Here is an 18707-nt window from a genome sequence, read left to right on the forward strand (position 1 = left end):
CTGTTATGCAAAAACGTCTGACACTGCTCGGTTCCACGGGCTCGATCGGAGACAGCACGCTCGACGTGGTCGCCCGCCATCCCGAGCGTTTCTCGGTCTATGCGTTGACCGCGCACCGCAATGGCGACAAGCTCGTCGAGCAGTGCCTGCGCTTCGCACCCGAAGTCGCGGTGGTCGGCGATGCGAACACGGCAGCGCACGTCGAGGCGAAGCTGCGCGCGGCGGGCAACAAGACCACGGTGCTGTACGGGCCGCAGGCGCTCGTCGACGTGTCGAACAGCGACGGCTGCGACACGGTCGTCGCGGCGATCGTCGGCGCGGCCGGCCTCGCGCCGAGCCTGGCGGCCGCGCGCGCCGGCAAGCGCATCCTGCTCGCGAACAAGGAATCGCTCGTGATGTCGGGCGCGATCTTCATGGACGCCGTGCGCGACCATGGCGCGATCCTGCTGCCGGTCGACAGCGAACACAACGCGATCTTCCAGTGCATGCCGCGCGACGCGAACGAGCACGGCGGGATCTCGAAGATCATCCTGACCGCGTCGGGCGGCCCGTTCCGCACGCGCGAGCCGGCCACGCTCGTCGACGTGACGCCGGACGAGGCCTGCAAGCATCCGAACTGGGTGATGGGCCGCAAGATTTCCGTCGATTCCGCGACGATGATGAACAAGGGCCTCGAAGTGATCGAGGCGCACTGGATCTTCGGCCTGCCGGGCGACCGGATCGACGTGCTGATCCACCCGCAGAGCGTGATCCATTCGCTTGTGTCGTACCGCGACGGCTCGGTGCTCGCGCAGCTCGGCAACCCCGACATGCGTACGCCGATCGCGCACGCGCTGGCGTTCCCGGAGCGCGTCGACGCCGGTGTCGAGCAGCTCGACCTCGCGCAGATCGCCCAGCTGTCGTTCGAGAAGCCCGACTACACGCGCTTCCCGTGCCTCGCGCTCGCGCTGAAGGCGCTCGAGGAGGGCGGCATCGCGAGCGCCGCGTTGAACGCGGCGAACGAAATCGCGGTCGAAGCGTTTCTCGAGCGCCGGATCGGCTTCATGGCGATCGCGGCGACGGTCGACGCGGTGCTCAACGCACTGCCGAACCGCAACCCGAACGGGCTCGACGACGTCCTTGCGGCGGATGCCGAGGCACGCCGCCTCGCTGCCGAGATCATTGCGAAAGCGCCTGCGCCACGCGTGGAGCGCACTGTCTGAATGAGGTGCTCATGAACGTGCTGGTCGAACTGATCGCGTTTGCGGTGGCGATCGGGGTGCTGGTCGTCGTGCATGAGTACGGACATTATCGCGTCGCGCGCTGGTGCGGCGTGAAGGTGCTGCGTTTCTCGATCGGCTTCGGCCAGCCCGTCGCGCGCTGGGTCAGCCGCAAGACGGGCACCGAATGGACGCTCTCCGCGCTGCCGCTCGGCGGCTACGTGAAGATGCTCGACGAGCGCGAGCCGGGGGCGGGCGTCAAACCCGAGGAGCTCGGCCAGGCGTTCAACCGGCAATCGGTGTTCAAGCGCATCGCGATCGTCGCCGCCGGCCCGATCGCGAACTTCCTGTTGGCAATCGTCCTGTTTTCCGCCGTATTCGCAACCGGCGTGACCGAGCCGGCCGCGGTGCTCGCGCCGCCGGCCGCCGGCACGGCGGCCGCCCGCGCGGGCTTCGACGGCAGCGAGACGATCGTATCGATCCGCGACGTGCGCGTAGGCGACGCGCAGGGCGGCGACGCCGTGCCGGTGCGCTCGTGGTCGGACCTGCGCTGGAAGCTGCTGGCGGCCGCGTTCGATCATCGTGAGGTCGTGCTCGGCGCGCGCGACGGCGGCGCGGCGACGTTCGACTTCCGCGTCGACCTGCGCAATGTTCCCGAAAGCGCGCTCGACGACGATTTCATGCTGCACCTGGGCTTCGAGACCGGCGGCGGCGCGCTGTCGGTGGCGTCGGTGCAGCCCGGCAGCGCGGCCGAGCAGGCGGGCCTGAAGGCCGGCGACAAGCTGCTTGCGCTCGACGGCAAGCCCATCGGCGGCGCCACGCGCTTCATCGACGCGGTGAAGCACCATGCGGGCCAGGCAGTCGAACTGCAGATCGAGCGCGGCGGTGCCTCCCGGACGGTGTCGATCGTGCCGCAGGCGCAGCGCGACGACGAAACGGGGCAGCAGGTCGGCCGCATCGGCGCGGCGCTGTCGATGCACACGCCGTCGGTCGACGTCCGCTACGGGCCGATCGAGAGTCTGCGCCTCGGCGCGCACCGCACGTGGGACATCGCCGTCTACTCGCTGAGGATGTTCGGGCGGATGATCACGGGCGATGCGTCGCTGAAGAACCTGTCCGGCCCGGTGACGATTGCGGACTACGCGGGCAAGAGCGCGCGGCTCGGTCCGTCGGCCTTCCTGTCGTTCCTCGCCCTTGTCAGCATTAGCCTCGGGGTGCTGAACTTGCTGCCGATTCCCGTTTTGGACGGGGGGCATCTGTTATATTATCTGGTTGAAGCCGCGACCGGGAAAGCCGTATCGGAGCGCTGGCAGCTGATTCTGCAAAGAGCCGGGTTGATCTGCATCGTCGCGTTGTCGGCGATCGCGCTGTTCAACGACCTGGCTCGGTTAATCCATTTCTGAAGCGTCAGGCGGCGGCCAGTCGGCCGCCGCCTGATTTGATGCAGCTAAATATTGGGGATGCACGTTGTTCAAACCTCATCGCTTTGTACCTAAGACAGTTGCAGCGGCCGCGCTCGCCGCGCACGGCCTCGCGGCGCATGCAGCGGCACCGTTCGTGGTGCAAGACATCAAGATCGAGGGGTTGCAGCGCGTCGAAGCCGGTTCGGTGTTCGCCTACCTGCCGATCAAGCAGGGCGATACCTTCACCGACGACAAGGCATCCGAAGCAATCCGGGCGCTGTACGCGACGGGCTTCTTCAACGACGTGCGCATCGCCACCCAAGGCAACGTCGTGATCGTGCAGGTGCAGGAGCGTCCGGCCATCGCGTCGATCGACTTCACCGGCACGAAGGAATTCGACAAGGACAACCTGACGAAGGCGCTGCGCGCGGTGGGTCTGGCCGACGGCCGCTACTACGACAAGGCGCTCGTCGACAAGGCGGAGCAGGAGCTCAAGCGTCAGTACCTGACGCGCGGCTTCTATGCGGCCGAGGTCAAGACGACGATCACGCCGGTCGACGCGAACCGCGTGTCGATCCTGTTCGCGGTCGCCGAAGGCCCGAGCGCGAAGATCCGCCAGATCAACTTCATCGGCAACAAGGCGTTCAGCACCAGCACGCTGCGCGACGAAATGCAGCTGTCGACGCCGAACTGGTTCTCCTGGTACACGAAGAACGACCTGTACTCGAAGGAAAAGCTCACGGGCGACCTCGAGGCCGTGCGCTCGTACTACCTGAACCGCGGCTACCTCGAGTTCAACATCGAATCGACGCAGGTGTCGATCTCGCCCGACAAGAAGGACATGTACCTGACGGTCACGCTGCACGAAGGCGAGCCGTACACGGTGTCGGGCATCAAGCTGTCGGGCAACCTGCTCGATCGCGAAGCCGAACTGAACAAGCTGATCAAGATCAAGCCGGGCGATCGCTTCTCGGCCGAAAAGCTGCAGCAAACGACGAAGTCGATCGTCGACAAGCTCGGTGAATACGGCTACGCATTCGCGACCGTCAACGCGCAGCCGGACATCGACCAGGCGAACCACAAGGTGAACCTGAACCTCGTCGTCGATCCGAGCCGCCGCGTGTACGTGCGCCGCATCAACGTGGTCGGCAACACGCGCACGCGCGACGAAGTCGTGCGCCGCGAAATGCGCCAGCTCGAAAGCTCGTGGTTCGATTCGAACCGCCTCGCGCTGTCGAAGGACCGCGTGAACCGTCTCGGCTATTTCACCAACGTCGACGTGACGACGGTGCCGGTCGAAGGCACGAACGACCAGGTCGACGTGAACGTGAAGGTCGACGAAAAGCCGACCGGCGCGATCACGCTGGGCGCGGGCTTCTCGTCGACGGACAAGGTGGTGCTGTCGGCCGGCGTGTCGCAGGACAACGTGTTCGGCTCGGGCACGAGCCTGTCGGTGAACGTCAACACCGCGAAGAGCTACCGCACGCTGACCGTCACGCAGGTCGACCCGTACTTCACGGTCGACGGCATCAAGCGGATCACCGACGTCTACTACCGCACGTACCAGCCGCTTTACTACTCGACGAGCTCGAGCTTCCGGATCATCAGCGCGGGCGGCAACCTGAAGTTCGGCATTCCGTTCTCGGAAGTCGACACCGTCTACTTCGGCGCGGGCTTCGAGCAGAACCGTCTCGACGTCGACTCGAACACGCCGCAGAGCTACCAGGATTACGTGAACGAGTTCGGCCGCGTGTCGAACACGGTGCCGCTGACGGTGGCATGGTCGCGCGACGCGCGTGACAGCGCGCTGATCCCGAGCCGCGGCTACTTCACGCAGGCGAACGTCGAATACGGCGTGCCGGTCGGCAAGATCCAGTACTACAAGGCCGACCTGCAGGCGCAGTACTACTATTCGTTCTCGCGCGGCTTCATCCTGGGCCTGAACCTGCAAGGCGGCTACGGTAACGGCATCGGCAACCCATACCCGATCTTCAAGAACTACTACGCGGGCGGTATCGGCTCCGTGCGTGGCTACGAGCCGAGCTCGCTGGGCCCGCGCGACACGAAGACGAACGACCCGATCGGCGGTTCGAAGATGGTGGTCGGCAACATCGAGCTGACGTTCCCGCTGCCGGGCACCGGCTACGACCGCACGCTGCGCGTGTTCACGTTCCTCGACGGCGGTAACGTGTGGGGCAACGCGCCGGGCGGCACGAGTACCGGCGCGAACGGCCTGCGTTACGGCTACGGTGTGGGTCTCGCGTGGATCTCGCCGATCGGCCCGCTGAAGCTGAGCCTCGGCTTCCCGCTGCAGAAGCACGAAGGCGACCAGTACCAGAAATTCCAGTTCCAGATCGGGACGGCGTTCTGATCGAACGCATGACAACAGTAACGAGAGGGTAATTTTGCTAACCGGTAAGTTTTCGAAACGAGTGATGTGTGCGCTGACCGTTGCGCTGGCCTTGGGCGCGGCGACGGCGCATGCTCAGGACGTCGCCCGCATCGCGGCGGTCAATTCGGATCGGATCCTGCGCGAGTCGGCGCCCGCCAAGGCGGCGCAGACGAAGCTCGAAGCCGAGTTCGCGAAGCGCGACAAGGATCTGCAGGACCTCGCGGCGCGCCTGAAGTCGATGTCCGATTCGCTGGACAAGAACGGTGCGTCGCTGTCGGCGGCCGATCGCGCGCAGAAGCAGCGCGATCTCGCGCAGCTCGACACCGACTTCCAGCGCAAGCAGCGCGAGTTTCGCGAAGACCTGAACCAGCGCCGCAACGAGGAGCTCGCGGCCGTGCTGGAGCGTGCGAACAAGGTCATCAAGCAGATCGCCGAGCAGCAGAATTACGACCTGATCGTGCAGGAAGCCGTGTACGTCAGCCCGCGCATCGACATCACCGACAAGGTGCTCAAGGCGCTCGCGTCCGGCTCGACGAACTGAACGGAGCAGACGACGAATGGCATTGACGCTTGAGGCACTCGTAACGCGGTTCGGCGGCGAGATCGCCGGCGACGCCCAGTGCATGGTGGGCGGCCTCGCGCCGCTCGACCAGGCAGGCCCTCAGCAACTCGCGTTTCTCGCGAACCCGAAGTACCTGTCGCAGGTCGAGACGACCCGCGCCGGCGCGGTGCTGATCGCGCCGAAGGATCTCGAAAAGCTGGGCGCGGCCGCGAGCGGCCGCAACTTCATCGTGACGCCGAATCCGTACGCGTACTTCGCGCGCGTCGCGCAGATGTTCATCGATCTCGCCACGCCGCCGCGCGCGGCCGGCGTGCATCCGAGCGCGACGATCGATCCGGCCGCGCAGGTCGCCGCGACCGCGGTGATCGGCCCGCACGTGACGGTCGAGGCCGGCGCGGTGATCGAAGACGACGTGCAACTCGACGCGAACGTGTTCGTCGGCCGCGGCACGACGATCGGCGCCGGCTCGCACCTGTATCCGAACGCGTCGGTGTACCACGGCTGCAAGATCGGCCCGCGCGCGATCATCCACGCGGGTGCCGTGATCGGTTCCGACGGCTTCGGCTTCGCGCCGGATTTCGTCGGCGACGGCGACGCGCGCACCGGCAGCTGGGTCAAGATTCCGCAGGTCGGTGGCGTGTCGATCGGCCCGGACGTCGAGATCGGCGCGAACACGACGATCGACCGCGGCGCGATGGCGGACACCGTCATCGAAGAATGCGTGAAGATCGACAACCAGGTGCAGATCGCCCACAACTGCCGGATCGGCGCCTACACGGTGATCGCCGGCAAGGCGGGCATCGCGGGCAGCACGACGATCGGCCGCCACTGCATGATCGGTGGCGCGGCGGGGATCGCCGGCCACGTGACGCTTGGCGACTATGTCATCATCACGGCGAATTCGGGCGTGTCGAAGTCGCTGCCGAAGGCCGGCATCTACACGAGCGCGTTCCCGGCCGTCGACCACGGCGAATGGAACCGGAGCGCCGCGCTCGTGCGCAACCTCGACAAGCTGCGCGACCGCATCAAGGCGCTCGAAACCGCGCTGGCCGCCCAGGGCGGCACGCACGCCTGACCGACACCATGCGAGACCACGAACCGGGCACGGCCAGCGCATCCGGCCCGGTTTGCCAGACTGGGCCGCACGGCGGCCCGCTTCAGCCTTTGCATCACCACCGCGCAGCCTCTGCGTGAGACGAACCATCATGAGCACTGAAAAAATCAATCTCGACATCCACAAGATCCTCACGCTGCTGCCGCATCGCTATCCGATTCTGCTCGTCGATCGCGTGCTCGAACTCGAGCCGCACAAGGGGATCAAAGCGCTGAAGAACGTGTCGATCAACGAGCCGTTCTTCCAGGGGCACTTCCCGAAGCGGCCGGTGATGCCGGGGGTGCTGATCCTCGAGGCGCTCGCTCAGGCGGCCGCGCTGCTGACGTTCTCGGAAGAGCAGCCGAAGGATCCGGAAAACACGCTGTACTACTTCGTCGGGATCGACGGCGCGCGCTTCAAGCGCGTGGTCGAACCGGGCGACCAGCTGATTCTGAACGTGACGTTCGAACGTTACATCCGCGGCATCTGGAAGTTCAAGGCAGTGGCGGAAGTGGACGGCAAGGTGGCGGCGGAAGCCGAACTGATGTGCACGGTCAAGACGGCCGACGCGGCGCCCTGAGCGACGCGGCACGCATGGGTAACGTAACGCGGGCAACGCGACACATCACATCGAGAGGCAACGGCGCATGACCAGGATTCATCCTACCGCGATCGTCGAACCGGGCGCACAGATCGACGAGTCCGTCGAGATCGGGCCGTACGCGATCGTCGGGCCGCACGTCACGATCGGCGCGCGCACGACGATCGGCTCGCACAGCGTGATCGAAGGTCACACGACGCTCGGCGAGGACAACCGCATCGGCCATTACGCGTCGGTGGGCGGCCGTCCGCAGGACATGAAGTACAAGGACGAGCCGACGAAGCTCGTGATCGGCAACCGCAACACGATCCGCGAATTCACGACGATCCACACCGGCACCGTGCAGGACGTCGGCGTGACGACGCTCGGCGACGACAACTGGATCATGGCCTATGTGCACATCGGCCATGACTGCCGCGTCGGCAGCAACGTGATCCTGTCGAGCAACGCGCAGATGGCCGGTCACGTCGAGATCGGCGACTTCGCGATCGTCGGCGGGATGTCGGGTGTGCACCAGTTCGTGCGCATCGGCGCGCACTCGATGCTGGGCGGCGCCTCGGCGCTCGTGCAGGACGTGCCGCCGTTCGTGATCGCGGCCGGCAACAAGGCCGAGCCGCACGGCATCAACGTCGAAGGCCTGCGCCGGCGCGATTTCTCGCCCGACGCGATCTCGGCGCTGCGCAGCGCGTACCGCCTGCTGTACAAGAACGGCCTGTCGCTCGAGGAAGCGAAGGTACAGTTGCGCGAGCTGGCGGCCGCGGGCGGCGAAGGCGACGCAGCGGTCACCGCGCTCGTCGAGTTCATCGACGCGTCCCAACGCGGCATCATCCGCTAAGCGATGTCGCTCCCGACCAATCAGCTCCGGCTCGCGATGGTGGCCGGCGAGCCGTCGGGCGACCTGCTCGCGGCGTCGCTGCTCGGCGGGCTTCAGGCGCGGCTGCCCGCATCGACCCGCTACTACGGGATCGGCGGGCAGCGGATGCTCGCGCACGGCTTCGACTCGCACTGGCAGATGGACAAGCTGACGGTGCGCGGCTACGTCGAGGCGCTGGGCCAGATTCCCGAGATCCTGCGGATTCGCGGCGAGCTGAAGCGCCAGCTGCTCGCGGAGCGGCCCGACGCCTTCATCGGCGTCGACGCGCCCGATTTCAACTTCAGCGTGGAGCAGGCCGCGCGCGACGCGGGCATCCCGTCGATCCACTTCGTGTGCCCGTCGATCTGGGCGTGGCGCGGCGGCCGGATCAAGAAGATCGCGAAGTCCGTCGACCACATGCTGTGCCTGTTCCCGTTCGAACCGGCGATCCTCGACAAGGCGGGCGTCGCGTCGACGTATGTCGGCCACCCGCTGGCCGACGAGATTCCGCTCGAGCCCGACACGCACGGCGCGCGCATCGCGCTCGGCCTGCCGGCCGAGGGCCCCGTGATCGCGGTGCTGCCGGGCAGCCGGCGCTCGGAGATCGGGCTGATCGGCCCGACGTTCTTCGCCGCGATGGCGCTGATGCAGCAGCGCGAGCCCGGCGTGCGGTTCGTGATGCCGGCGGCGACGCCCGCGCTGCGCGAACTGCTGCAGCCGCTCGTCGACGCCCATCCGCAACTCGCGCTGACGATCACCGACGGCCGCTCGCAGGTCGCGATGACGGCCGCCGACGCGATCCTCGTGAAGAGCGGCACCGTCACGCTGGAAGCCGCGCTGCTGAAGAAGCCGATGGTGATCTCGTACAAGGTGCCCTGGCTGACCGGACAGATCATGCGCCGGCAGGGCTATCTGCCGTACGTCGGCTTGCCGAACATCCTGGCGGGGCGCTTCGTCGTGCCCGAGCTGCTGCAGCATTTCGCGACGCCCGAGGCGCTCGCCGATGCGACGCTCACGCAGCTGCGCGACGACGCGAACCGCCGCACGCTGACCGAAGTGTTTACCGAAATGCATCTCTCGCTGCGGCAGAACACGGCCGCGAAGGCGGCCGAAGCGGTCGTGCGCGTACTCGAGCAACGCAAGGGGCGCGCATGACGGCAGCCCGTGCACCACGCCGCCGCGCGTCGACCGACGTGCAGGGCGGCTTCGACTTCAGCCGGCCCGACGAGATCGTCTGCGGCGTCGACGAAGCGGGCCGTGGCCCGCTCGCGGGGCCGGTGGTCGCCGCCGCGGTGATCCTCGATCCCGCGCAGCCGATCGACGGGCTCGACGATTCGAAGGCGCTGTCCGCGAAAAAGCGCGACGCGCTGTACGACCTGATCGTCGCGCGCTCGCGCGCGTATTGCGTCGCGTCGGCCAGCGTCGACGAGATCGACACGCTCAACATCCTGCACGCGACGATGCTCGCGATGAAGCGGGCCGTCGAAGGCCTGTCGGTGCTGCCGACGCTCGCGCAGATCGACGGCAACCGCTGCCCGACGCTGATGGTGCGTGCCGAGGCGATCGTCAGCGGCGACGCGCTCGTGCCGAGCATCTCGGCCGCGTCGATCCTCGCGAAGGTCGCGCGTGACCGCATGCTCGTCGAGCTGCACGAACGCTTCCCGGTGTACGGGTTCAACGTGCATGCGGGCTACGGCACCGAGAAACATCTCGCCGCGCTGCGCGAGCACGGCCCGTGTGAAGCGCATCGGCGCTCGTTCGCACCCGTGCGCGCGGCACTCGACCTGATTCGATGAAAAGCATTACTTCCCGCGACAACCCGCTGTACAAGCGCCTGAAGGCGCTTGCGGGTTCGACGTCCCAGCAGCGCCGCGGTGGCCAGGCGCTGCTCGAAGGTTTTCACCTCGCCAGCGCGTATCTCGATACGGGCGCGATACCCGAGCTGTGCGTCGCCACCGAAGGCGCGCTCGCGCACGACGAAGCGCAGGCGATCATCGCGCGCGTCGACGTGCAGCGGGTCGTCACGCTGCCCGATGCGCTGTTCGGACAACTGTCGAACGTGGTGAGCGGCGTCGGTTTCCTGCTGCTCGTCGATCGTCCCGCGCAGCCGCTGCCGGAGCGTGTCACGCACACGTCGGTCGTGCTCGACGGCGTGCAGGACGCCGGCAACGTCGGCTCGATCCTGCGCAGCGCGGCCGCGGCCGGTGTGCGGCACGTGTTCTGCGCGCCGGGCACCGCCTATGCGTGGTCGTCGAAGGTGCTGCGCTCGGGAATGGGCGCGCACTTCCTGTTGTCGATCCACGAGGATGTCGAGGCCGGCGCGCTCGCCGAACGCCTCGACGTGCCGGTCGCGCTGACCGATTCGCACGGCGCGCAGGCGATCTACGACTGCGACCTGGCCGGTCCCGTCGCATGGGTGTTCGGCAACGAGGGCGCCGGCGTGTCGGCGTTCTGGCGCGACGTGGCCACGCATCGCGTGACGATCCCGCAGCCGGGCGGCATGGAGTCGCTGAATGTGGCGGCTGCGGCGGCGGTGTGCCTGTTCGAGCAGGTGCGGCAGCAGCGGCACGCATGACTTGATGACGTGACGCGCGGCGTTGGCCGGGCGGTATCCCGCACCACGAAACAAGGCCGCGATCGACGCGGCCTTGTTGCTTCTGGCGACGGCGGCCCGGCGGCCGCCCGTGCGCCGGTCGTCAGTACGACTGCCGGTCGAGGCGGATTTCCTGCAGGATCGTCGTCGCGATCTCCTCGATCGACTTGTGCGTCGACGACAGCCACTTGATCCCTTCGCGGCGCATCATCGCCTCGGCCTCGTTGATCTCGTAGCGGCAATTCTCGGGCGCCGCGTACTTGCTGCCGGGGCGGCGCTCGTTGCGGATCTCCGACAGGCGCTGCGGATCGATCGACAGCCCGAACAGCTTGTCGCGATGCGGCGACAGCGCCGACGGCAGCTTGCCGCGCTCGAAGTCTTCCGGAATCAGCGGATAGTTGGCGGCCTTCACGCCGTACTGCATCGCGAGATACAGGCTCGTCGGCGTCTTGCCGCTGCGCGACACGCCGACCAGGATCACGTCGGCTTCCGACAGGTTGCGGTTCGACTGGCCGTCGTCGTGCGCGAGCGAGAAGTTGATCGCCTCGATCCGCGTCTTGTATTCCTCGGTGTCGGCGTTCTGGTGGCCGCGGCCCATCGCGTGGCTCGACTTCAGCTCCAGTTCCTGCTCGAGCGGCTCGACGAAGCGCTGGAACATGTCCAGCACGAGCGCGTTCGAGCGCTTGACGATGTCGTTCGACTCGCTGTCGACGAGCGTCGTGAACACGATCGCGCGGCGGCCGTCGTGCACCGCGGCTTCGTTGATCTTCTCGACGGTCGAAAAGGCCTTGTCGAGCGAGTCGACGAACGGCACGCGCACGAGCCGGAATTTCTGGTCGAACTGGGAGAGGATCGAGTGCGCGAAGGTTTCGGCAGTGATCCCGGTGCCGTCGGAGACGATGAAAACGGTAGGCAGCATGAATCTGGGCGTCGAGCGTGAAGGGCGGTTGCGCGGGCGGCTGGAGGTCCGCCTCCAGGCACAGTGACAAGGTCGCGCCACATCCGGCAGCCGGCACGGTAGAATAGCGGCAACCTGTTGGATAAGCAATTGCGGGGGCGGGGTGCGAACGGCACGCCAGACTTGCCGCGAACGTTCCAGAACTCCCGGCAAGTTCGGCGATTCGTCTGAATATATCGCCCTTCTGCCGGGATTTTTGCAAATCGGGTCGGAAGATTTCCCGCCTGCGATTGTTTCTCCAACAGGTTGCGCAAGACGCGCCGCGCCTTTTTGCAAGCGCCCGCGTCCGAGCCCACTTGCGCAATCGAGCATTTTTTTCACACTTAGGGGCTTGTATGACTAACGCAGCAAACGTCGCAAAGGACCAGGCGTATGTAATCCCGTTCGAGCAGTTGCGGATGACCGATGTGGAGATCGTGGGCGGCAAGAATGCGTCGCTCGGCGAGATGATCAGCCAGCTTTCCGAAGCAGGCGTTCGCGTACCCACCGGTTTCGCCACGACCGCGCTCGCATTCCGCGATTTCCTCAAGCACAACGATCTGACCGATCGCATCGCCAAGCGTCTCGAGTCGCTCGACATCGACGACGTGAAGGCGCTCGCCGAAGCCGGTGCCGAAATCCGCAAGTGGATCGTCGACGCGCCGCTGCAGGCACGTCTCGAGGAGGAAATCCGCGCACAGTTCGAAATCCTGAAGAACGGCTCGCCGGGCGAGCTGTCGTTCGCCGTGCGTTCGTCCGCGACCGCGGAAGACCTGCCCGACGCGTCGTTCGCCGGCCAGCAGGAGTCGTACCTGAACGTCGTCGGCATCGACGACGTGCTCGACCGCATGAAGCACGTGTTCGCGTCGCTGTACAACGACCGCGCGATCTCGTATCGCGTGCACAAGGGTTTCACGCACGCTGAAGTCGCGCTGTCGGCCGGTGTGCAGCGCATGGTCCGCTCGGACGTCGGCGCGGCCGGCGTGATGTTCACGATCGACACCGAATCGGGCTTCAAGGACGCCGTGTTCATCACGTCGAGCTACGGCCTGGGCGAAACCGTCGTGCAGGGCGCCGTGAACCCGGACGAGTTCTACGTGTTCAAGACGACGCTCGCACAGGACAAGTACCCGATCATCCGCCGCTCGATCGGCTCGAAGCTGATCAAGATGGAATTCACGCAGCCGGGCGAGCCGGGCCGCGTGAAGACGGTCGACGTGCCGCACGAGCAGCGCAACCGCTACTCGATCACCGACGAAGACGTGATCGAACTCGCGAAGTACGCGGTCATCATCGAGAAGCACTACCAGCGTCCGATGGACATCGAGTGGGGCAAGGACGGCCGCGACGGCAAGATCTTCATCCTGCAGGCGCGTCCGGAAACGGTGAAGAGCCAGGCGAGCGGCAAGGCCGAGCAGCGCTTCAAGCTGAAGGGCCAGTCGCAGGTGCTGGCAACGGGCCGCGCGATCGGCCAGAAGATCGGCGCGGGCCCCGTGCGCGTGATCCAGGACCCGTCGGAAATGGAACGCGTGCAGCCGGGCGACGTGCTGGTGGCGGACATGACCGACCCGAACTGGGAGCCGGTGATGAAGCGTGCGGCGGCGATCGTCACGAACCGTGGCGGCCGCACCTGCCACGCGGCGATCATCGCGCGTGAGCTCGGCGTGCCGGCAGTCGTCGGCTGCGGCGACGCGACCGACGTGCTGAAGGACGGCGCGCTCGTCACGGTGTCGTGCGCGGAAGGCGACGAAGGCAAGATCTACGACGGGCTGCTCGAGACGGAAGTCACGGAAGTGCAGCGCGGCGAACTGCCGGAAATCCCGGTCAAGATCATGATGAACGTCGGCAACCCGCAGCTCGCGTTCGACTTCTCGCAACTGCCGAACGGTGGTGTTGGCCTCGCGCGTCTCGAGTTCATCATCAACAACAACATCGGCGTGCACCCGAAGGCGATCCTCGAGTACCCGAACATCGACCAGGACCTGAAGAAGGCGGTCGAGAGCGTCGCGCGCGGTCACGCGTCGCCGCGCCAGTTCTACGTCGACAAGCTGACGGAAGGCGTCGCGACGATCGCCGCGGCGTTCTATCCGAAGCCCGTGATCGTGCGTCTGTCCGACTTCAAGTCGAACGAGTACAAGAAGCTGATCGGCGGTTCGCGCTACGAGCCGGACGAGGAAAACCCGATGCTGGGCTTCCGCGGCGCATCGCGCTACATCGCCGAAGACTTCGCGCAGGCGTTCGAGATGGAATGCCGTGCACTGAAGCGCGTGCGCGACGAGATGGGCCTGACCAACGTCGAGATCATGGTGCCGTTCGTGCGTACCGTGAAGCAGGCGGAGCGTGTCGTCGGCCTGCTCGAGAAGTTCGGCCTGAAGCGCGGCGAGAACGGCCTGCGCCTCGTGATGATGTGCGAAGTCCCGACCAACGCGATCCTCGCAGAAGAGTTCCTCGAGCACTTCGACGGTTTCTCGATCGGTTCGAACGACCTTACGCAGCTCACGCTCGGCCTCGACCGTGACTCGGGCATGGAACTGCTGGCCGTCGACTTCGACGAACGCGACCCGGCCGTCAAGTTCCTGCTCAAGCGTGCGATCGATACCTGCCGCAAGATGGGCAAGTACGTCGGTATCTGCGGCCAGGGCCCGTCCGATCACCCGGACTTCGCGCAATGGCTGACCGACGAAGGCATCGTGTCGATCTCGCTGAACCCGGACACGATCATCGATACGTGGCAAGCGCTCGCCAACCGGAAGTAACGGTCGGTAACGCTTATTCGGCGCAAGCGCGGTACGCCGCGCTTGCGCTGAAGGCAAAATGCAAGGTTCGTGTTATAAACACCCCGGTAAGCACCGGGGTGTTTTTTTTCGTCGGTACGCACCGCGTTGCGTCATGCGTGTCGACCGCGGCCCACGGACGGGCGCGCAGCGAATATAGTGAGCAGCGGGGACGTTTTTCGGGAGACCACAATGATGTCGGGGCATCTGTTCTGGTGGGTCGGAGTCGGCGTGCTGGTCGTCGCCGAATTGCTGACCGGCACGTTCTATCTGCTGATGATCGCGCTCGGCTTTCTCGCGGGCGCGCTGCTGCAGCTCGCCGGTTTCGCGCCGCACGTGCAGTTCGGTGCGGCCGCCGTGGTCGCGATCGTCGCGATGATCGTGCTGCGCCGCTCGGGGCTCGGGCGCAAGCAGAAGCGCGACACGTCGACGAATCCGGACGTCAATCTCGATATCGGCGCGACCGTCACGGTCGACGCGTGGCACGACCGCCGCGCGCGTGTGCAGTATCGCGGCGCCGACTGGGACGTCGAACTCGCGGCCGGCGAGCGCGACGATGCACGCGTGTATCAGGTGCGTGCCGTGCGCGGCAACAGTCTCGTCGTCATCGCGAAACCCGCGGGCTGATCGTCCACTGATACAACAAGGAGGGAATATTTCATGGATTCGCTGATCATCTGGGTCGTCCTGCTCGTCATCGCCATCGTGATCGTGTCGAAGACGGTGAAGATCGTGCCGCAGCAGCATGCGTGGGTGCTCGAACGCTTCGGGCGCTATCACGCGACGCTGTCGCCCGGTCTCAATATCGTGCTGCCGTTCGTCGACCGGATCGCCTACCGGCACGTGCTGAAGGAAATTCCGCTCGACGTGCCGAGCCAGGTCTGCATCACGCGCGACAACACGCAGCTGCAGGTCGACGGCGTGCTGTACTTCCAGGTGACCGATCCGATGAAGGCGTCGTACGGGTCGAGCAACTTCGTGCTCGCGATCACGCAGCTCGCGCAGACGACGCTGCGCTCGGTGGTCGGCAAGCTCGAACTCGACAAGACCTTCGAGGAGCGCGACTTCATCAACCACAACATCGTGTCGGCGCTCGACCAGGCCGCCGCGAACTGGGGGGTGAAGGTGCTGCGCTACGAGATCAAGGACCTGACGCCGCCGAAGGAGATCCTCCATGCGATGCAGGCGCAGATCACCGCGGAGCGGGAAAAGCGCGCGCTGATCGCTGCTTCCGAAGGCCGCAAGCAGGAGCAGATCAACCTCGCGTCGGGCGCGCGCGAAGCGGCGATCCAGAAGTCGGAAGGCGAGCGGCAGGCCGCGATCAACCAGGCGCAGGGCGAGGCGGCCGCGATTCTCGCGGTGGCCGAGGCGAACGCGCAGGCGATCCAGAAGATCGCGAACGCGATCCAGTCGCAGGGCGGGATGGATGCCGTGAACCTGAAGGTCGCCGAGCAGTACGTCGGCGCGTTCTCGAACCTCGCGAAACAGGGCAATACGCTGATCGTGCCGGCGAACTTGTCGGATCTCGGCACCGCGATCGCGTCGGCGCTGACGATCGTCAAGAACGCGGCACCGGCGGCGAGCGGGCGGGGCTGAGCGGCACGCGCGGGTTACGCGTGCCGGCGATCGCCGCGAGCGTCGCCGGGTGTGCGCCGCTCGTGCGCCCGTCGTGTGCCCGGTATGTGCCGGTCATGTGCCGGTCATGTGCCCGGCATGCGGCGAATCGTCGCGCGACCTCGGGCGCGATCGCGCCCGCATGTCAGCAGTACAGGTTGCGCAGCGGTTCGTCCCGGAAGGCGAGCGGCGGTCCGGCAGCCGCTCATGCGCTTCGCACCGCACACAGCAACACGGCCCGCTTCGAGCGGGCCGTGTCGTTTGTGAGGCTGGCTTTCCCGAGCGTCAGGTGCCGGCGCGCATGATGCGCGCCTTTTCGCGTTCCCAGTCGCGCTTCTTCTCGGTTTCGCGCTTGTCGTGCAGCTTCTTGCCCTTCGCGAGCGCGATGTCGCATTTCACGCGACCGCCCTTGTAGTGGAAGTTCAGCGGCACGAGCGTGTAGCCACGCTGCTCGACCTTGCCGATCAGTTTCTTGATTTCGTCACGGTGCAGCAGCAGCTTGCGCGTGCGGACCGGATCGGGCTTGATGTGCGTCGAGGCTTCGGGCAGCGGGCTGATGTGGGTACCGATCAGGAAGATCTCGGCGTTCTTCACCACGACGTAGCCTTCCTTGATCTGGCCGCGCCCGGCGCGCAGCGCCTTGACTTCCCAGCCCTCGAGCACGAGCCCCGCCTCGTAGCGTTCCTCGATGTGATAATCGAAGTGCGCTTTCCTGTTGTCGATGATGCTCATGAAAGGATCGGGCCAACTCGTTTAAAATCACGATTTTAGCAAAGCAGGGCGGGAATCGCCCGGCTTGCGTTCTCACCTCGAGCGATGCCGCGCGATTTATGGCAGATGTCCAGAAAACCGTATTGATCCGTCATTCGGCGGAACAGATGTTCGACCTCGTCACCGACGTGGCCGATTACCCCAATTTCCTGCCCTGGTGCGGTGGCGTCGAGATTCGCCGTCAGGACGACAGCGGTATGGAAGCGCGCATCGACATCAACTTCAAGGGCATCAAGCAGCATTTCGCGACGCGCAACACGCAGCAGCGCCCGACGCGGATCGACATGGAGTTCGCGGACGGCCCGTTCCGGAAGTTCACGGGCTCGTGGCGCTTCATCCCGCTGCGCGCCGATGCATGCAAGATCGAATTCGCGCTGCACTACGAGTTCTCGAGCATCCTGCTCGAGAAGATCATCGGGCCGGTGTTCAGCCATATCGCGAACACGTTCGTCGATTCGTTCGTCAAGCGCGCCGACCAGCGCTACGGGAAGGGGTGACGCGATGCTGTCGATCGAAGTCTGCTACGCGCTGCCGGATCGCCAGACGCTGATTCCGGTGTCGCTGCCCGAAGGCGCGACCGTGCGCGCGGCGATCGACGCGAGCGGCGTGCTCGCGCTGCACCCGGAAATCGACCTCGCGCACACGAAAACCGGCATATTCGGCAAGCTCGCGCCGCTCGACGCGCCGCTCGCCGACCACGACCGCGTCGAGATCTACCGCCCGTTGATCGTCGATCCGAAGCTCGCGCGTCAGCGGCGCGTCGACAAGACCCGCCGCGAGGGCTCCGTCGAGGGCCGCAAGTGGATGCACAAGGACGCGCGCTGACGCGTCGCGTCGGCGTTGCTGCATCTTCTCCGTTCCGATTCGTCAGACCAGGCGCGGCGGCGCTCAGTGCGCCGTGACGTTCGCGTTCACGGCCGCGCTGCCGGGCGTGTTGCCGCCCGCATGCGTGTCGTTGTGCCGGCGCACCGACCCGTAGACGCCCGCCAGCAGCAGGGCGAGCGCCACGATCTCGAGTACGCGCGGCATCCGCTGATCGTAGACGAACGCATAGAGCATCGCTAACACGGTTTCGAACACGATCAGCTGGCCGGACAGCGTGAGCGGCAGCCGCTTCGACGCCGCGTTCCACAGTCCGTTGCCGAGCCACGACGCGCCGATCGCAAGCACGAGGTTCAGCAGCCAGAACAGGTGCCAGCGCGATGCCGGAACGGCGGCCTGCACCGTGCCGGCCGGCAGCGCGAGGATCGCGAGCCAGCAGAGGCCGCCGATCAGCCCCGTCACGACACCCCACAGCACCGACCACTCGTTGCCGCCGAAATGAGGGTGGCGCTGCAGGTAGCGCGTGTTCGCGACCGCGTACCAGGTCCAGCTCGCGAGTGCGCCGCTTGCGCACGCGATGCCCGCGAGCTTCTGGCCGAGCGTCGTCGCCTGCGCGGCTTCCGACGTGAAGAGGTCGATGTTGATGCAGACGATGCCGGCGATCACCAGCGCGAGCGGGGCGGCGAGGCGCCGCAGCGGCATCGCGCCGTGGTCGCCGAGGCCCGCGAGCGTGACGGTCACGGGCAGCACGCCGACGATCAGCGAGCTGGGTGCGATGCCGATCAGGTGCACGGCACCGGACAGCAGCATGTAGTACGCAACGTTGCCGATCAGCGCGAGCTTCGCGAGCGCGACGAGGTCCTCGCGGGTCAGCCGGGCGAGCAGCGAGCGGGCGGCCGGCAGGGCCGCCGCCAGCGACACGAGGCCGTACATCGCATAGCGGCCCGCGCTCAGCAGCAGCGGCGAGAAGTCGGTCATCAGCCGCGGCACGAGAAAGACCATGCCCCACAACGCGCCCGCGAGGACGCCATACACCACACCGCGCTGCATCGACTGCTCCGAACGAAAGACTGACGAGCGCGCATCTTAACGA

General features: G+C 66.2%; 18 protein-coding genes. 15 read left to right on the forward strand and 3 right to left on the reverse strand.

The genetic code is table 11. The features are described 5' to 3' along the window. Positions 1-5 precede the first annotated feature (5 nt). From DIE04_RS18735 to DIE04_RS18780, 10 genes are all read left to right on the forward strand, one after another. Positions 6-1202 (forward strand): 1-deoxy-D-xylulose-5-phosphate reductoisomerase, encoded by a 1197-nt coding sequence (locus DIE04_RS18735; protein ID WP_044843772.1) that lies wholly within the window; start codon positions 6-8, stop codon positions 1200-1202. 11 nt (positions 1203-1213) lie between these two features. Next, positions 1214-2602: an RIP metalloprotease RseP gene (gene rseP / locus DIE04_RS18740; protein WP_124486188.1), complete on the forward strand. Its 1389-nt coding sequence runs from the start codon at positions 1214-1216 to the stop codon at positions 2600-2602. Between the two features lie 64 nt (positions 2603-2666). Continuing rightward, complete coding sequence (gene bamA / locus DIE04_RS18745) at positions 2667-4973, forward strand: outer membrane protein assembly factor BamA (protein ID WP_044843770.1); 2307 nt, start codon at positions 2667-2669, stop codon at positions 4971-4973. Between the two features lie 64 nt (positions 4974-5037). Beyond that, a complete protein-coding gene (locus DIE04_RS18750; RefSeq protein ID WP_040144479.1) occupies positions 5038-5535 on the forward strand; it encodes an OmpH family outer membrane protein in 498 nt (165 codons plus the stop codon). Positions 5536-5551: 16 nt separating this feature from the next. Further along, a complete protein-coding gene (gene lpxD / locus DIE04_RS18755; protein ID WP_124520006.1) occupies positions 5552-6631 on the forward strand; it encodes a UDP-3-O-(3-hydroxymyristoyl)glucosamine N-acyltransferase in 1080 nt (359 codons plus the stop codon). A gap of 130 nt (positions 6632-6761) precedes the next feature. Then, positions 6762-7229 (forward strand): 3-hydroxyacyl-ACP dehydratase FabZ, encoded by a 468-nt coding sequence (gene fabZ, locus DIE04_RS18760; protein WP_006402657.1) that lies wholly within the window; start codon positions 6762-6764, stop codon positions 7227-7229. 67 nt (positions 7230-7296) lie between these two features. Further along, positions 7297-8085, forward strand: coding sequence for an acyl-ACP--UDP-N-acetylglucosamine O-acyltransferase (gene lpxA / locus DIE04_RS18765; RefSeq protein WP_124520008.1), 789 nt, complete (start codon positions 7297-7299; stop codon positions 8083-8085). A 3-nt stretch (positions 8086-8088) separates the two neighbouring features. Beyond that, positions 8089-9258 carry a lipid-A-disaccharide synthase gene (lpxB, locus tag DIE04_RS18770; protein WP_124486191.1) on the forward strand — a complete coding sequence of 390 codons (1170 nt, stop codon included), beginning with the start codon at positions 8089-8091 and terminating at the stop codon, positions 9256-9258. Further along, positions 9255-9899, forward strand: coding sequence for a ribonuclease HII (rnhB, locus tag DIE04_RS18775; RefSeq protein ID WP_044843766.1), 645 nt, complete (start codon positions 9255-9257; stop codon positions 9897-9899). Before lpxB ends, rnhB begins: the two co-directional genes overlap by 4 nt. Continuing rightward, positions 9896-10678 carry an RNA methyltransferase gene (locus DIE04_RS18780; RefSeq protein ID WP_124520010.1) on the forward strand — a complete coding sequence of 261 codons (783 nt, stop codon included), beginning with the start codon at positions 9896-9898 and terminating at the stop codon, positions 10676-10678. The genes rnhB and DIE04_RS18780 overlap by 4 nt, the downstream gene beginning before the upstream one ends. 121 nt (positions 10679-10799) lie before the next feature. Here DIE04_RS18780 and DIE04_RS18785 read toward each other — a convergent pair whose 3' ends face one another. Beyond that, positions 10800-11615, reverse strand: a complete 816-nt coding sequence (locus DIE04_RS18785) for a pyruvate, water dikinase regulatory protein (RefSeq protein WP_044843764.1) — start codon at positions 11613-11615, stop codon at positions 10800-10802. A 374-nt stretch (positions 11616-11989) separates the two neighbouring features. Between DIE04_RS18785 and ppsA the strand changes: the two genes are divergently transcribed. The 3 genes from ppsA (at position 11990) to DIE04_RS18800 (ending at position 16003) form a co-directional block, all read left to right on the forward strand. Further along, positions 11990-14389 (forward strand): phosphoenolpyruvate synthase, encoded by a 2400-nt coding sequence (ppsA, locus tag DIE04_RS18790; RefSeq protein ID WP_124486193.1) that lies wholly within the window; start codon positions 11990-11992, stop codon positions 14387-14389. 210 nt (positions 14390-14599) lie between these two features. Continuing rightward, positions 14600-15034, forward strand: a complete 435-nt coding sequence (locus tag DIE04_RS18795) for an NfeD family protein (protein ID WP_044843762.1) — start codon at positions 14600-14602, stop codon at positions 15032-15034. A gap of 33 nt (positions 15035-15067) precedes the next feature. Then, complete coding sequence (locus tag DIE04_RS18800) at positions 15068-16003, forward strand: SPFH domain-containing protein (RefSeq protein WP_044843761.1); 936 nt, start codon at positions 15068-15070, stop codon at positions 16001-16003. 303 nt (positions 16004-16306) lie between these two features. Here DIE04_RS18800 and smpB read toward each other — a convergent pair whose 3' ends face one another. Beyond that, a complete protein-coding gene (smpB, locus tag DIE04_RS18805; protein ID WP_050012888.1) occupies positions 16307-16753 on the reverse strand; it encodes an SsrA-binding protein SmpB in 447 nt (148 codons plus the stop codon). Between the two features lie 98 nt (positions 16754-16851). Here smpB and DIE04_RS18810 point away from each other — a divergent pair, with 98 nt between their 5' ends. Continuing rightward, positions 16852-17289 (forward strand): type II toxin-antitoxin system RatA family toxin, encoded by a 438-nt coding sequence (locus DIE04_RS18810; RefSeq protein ID WP_044843759.1) that lies wholly within the window; start codon positions 16852-16854, stop codon positions 17287-17289. A gap of 4 nt (positions 17290-17293) precedes the next feature. Then, on the forward strand, positions 17294-17617 hold the full coding sequence (locus tag DIE04_RS18815; protein ID WP_124520012.1) for an RnfH family protein: 324 nt from the start codon (positions 17294-17296) through the stop codon (positions 17615-17617). Between the two features lie 63 nt (positions 17618-17680). Here DIE04_RS18815 and DIE04_RS18820 read toward each other — a convergent pair whose 3' ends face one another. Beyond that, positions 17681-18664 carry a DMT family transporter gene (locus DIE04_RS18820; protein WP_124520014.1) on the reverse strand — a complete coding sequence of 328 codons (984 nt, stop codon included), beginning with the start codon at positions 18662-18664 and terminating at the stop codon, positions 17681-17683. Positions 18665-18707 lie beyond the last annotated feature (43 nt).

The sequence above is a fragment of the Burkholderia sp. Bp8994 genome (assembly GCF_003853805.1).
In the GTDB taxonomy this organism is placed as follows: Bacteria; Pseudomonadota; Gammaproteobacteria; order Burkholderiales; family Burkholderiaceae; genus Burkholderia.

Excerpts from the sequence above, each read along its gene's own strand:
- ppsA (WP_124486193.1), top strand. The coding sequence starts at position 11,990 with ATGACTAACGCAGCAAACGTCGCAAAGGACCAGGCGTATGTAATCCCG.
- DIE04_RS18795 (WP_044843762.1), top strand. The coding sequence starts at position 14,600 with ATGATGTCGGGGCATCTGTTCTGGTGGGTCGGAGTCGGCGTGCTGGTC.
- lpxB (WP_124486191.1), top strand. The coding sequence starts at position 8,089 with ATGTCGCTCCCGACCAATCAGCTCCGGCTCGCGATGGTGGCCGGCGAG.
- DIE04_RS18820 (WP_124520014.1), bottom strand. The coding sequence starts at position 18,664 with ATGCAGCGCGGTGTGGTGTATGGCGTCCTCGCGGGCGCGTTGTGGGGC.
- rseP (WP_124486188.1), top strand. The coding sequence starts at position 1,214 with ATGAACGTGCTGGTCGAACTGATCGCGTTTGCGGTGGCGATCGGGGTG.
- fabZ (WP_006402657.1), top strand. The coding sequence starts at position 6,762 with ATGAGCACTGAAAAAATCAATCTCGACATCCACAAGATCCTCACGCTG.
- DIE04_RS18815 (WP_124520012.1), top strand. The coding sequence starts at position 17,294 with ATGCTGTCGATCGAAGTCTGCTACGCGCTGCCGGATCGCCAGACGCTG.
- DIE04_RS18735 (WP_044843772.1), top strand. The coding sequence starts at position 6 with ATGCAAAAACGTCTGACACTGCTCGGTTCCACGGGCTCGATCGGAGAC.
- rnhB (WP_044843766.1), top strand. The coding sequence starts at position 9,255 with ATGACGGCAGCCCGTGCACCACGCCGCCGCGCGTCGACCGACGTGCAG.
- DIE04_RS18810 (WP_044843759.1), top strand. The coding sequence starts at position 16,852 with ATGGCAGATGTCCAGAAAACCGTATTGATCCGTCATTCGGCGGAACAG.
- DIE04_RS18800 (WP_044843761.1), top strand. The coding sequence starts at position 15,068 with ATGGATTCGCTGATCATCTGGGTCGTCCTGCTCGTCATCGCCATCGTG.
- DIE04_RS18780 (WP_124520010.1), top strand. The coding sequence starts at position 9,896 with ATGAAAAGCATTACTTCCCGCGACAACCCGCTGTACAAGCGCCTGAAG.
- lpxA (WP_124520008.1), top strand. The coding sequence starts at position 7,297 with ATGACCAGGATTCATCCTACCGCGATCGTCGAACCGGGCGCACAGATC.
- DIE04_RS18750 (WP_040144479.1), top strand. The coding sequence starts at position 5,038 with ATGTGTGCGCTGACCGTTGCGCTGGCCTTGGGCGCGGCGACGGCGCAT.
- smpB (WP_050012888.1), bottom strand. The coding sequence starts at position 16,753 with ATGAGCATCATCGACAACAGGAAAGCGCACTTCGATTATCACATCGAG.
- DIE04_RS18785 (WP_044843764.1), bottom strand. The coding sequence starts at position 11,615 with ATGCTGCCTACCGTTTTCATCGTCTCCGACGGCACCGGGATCACTGCC.
- lpxD (WP_124520006.1), top strand. The coding sequence starts at position 5,552 with ATGGCATTGACGCTTGAGGCACTCGTAACGCGGTTCGGCGGCGAGATC.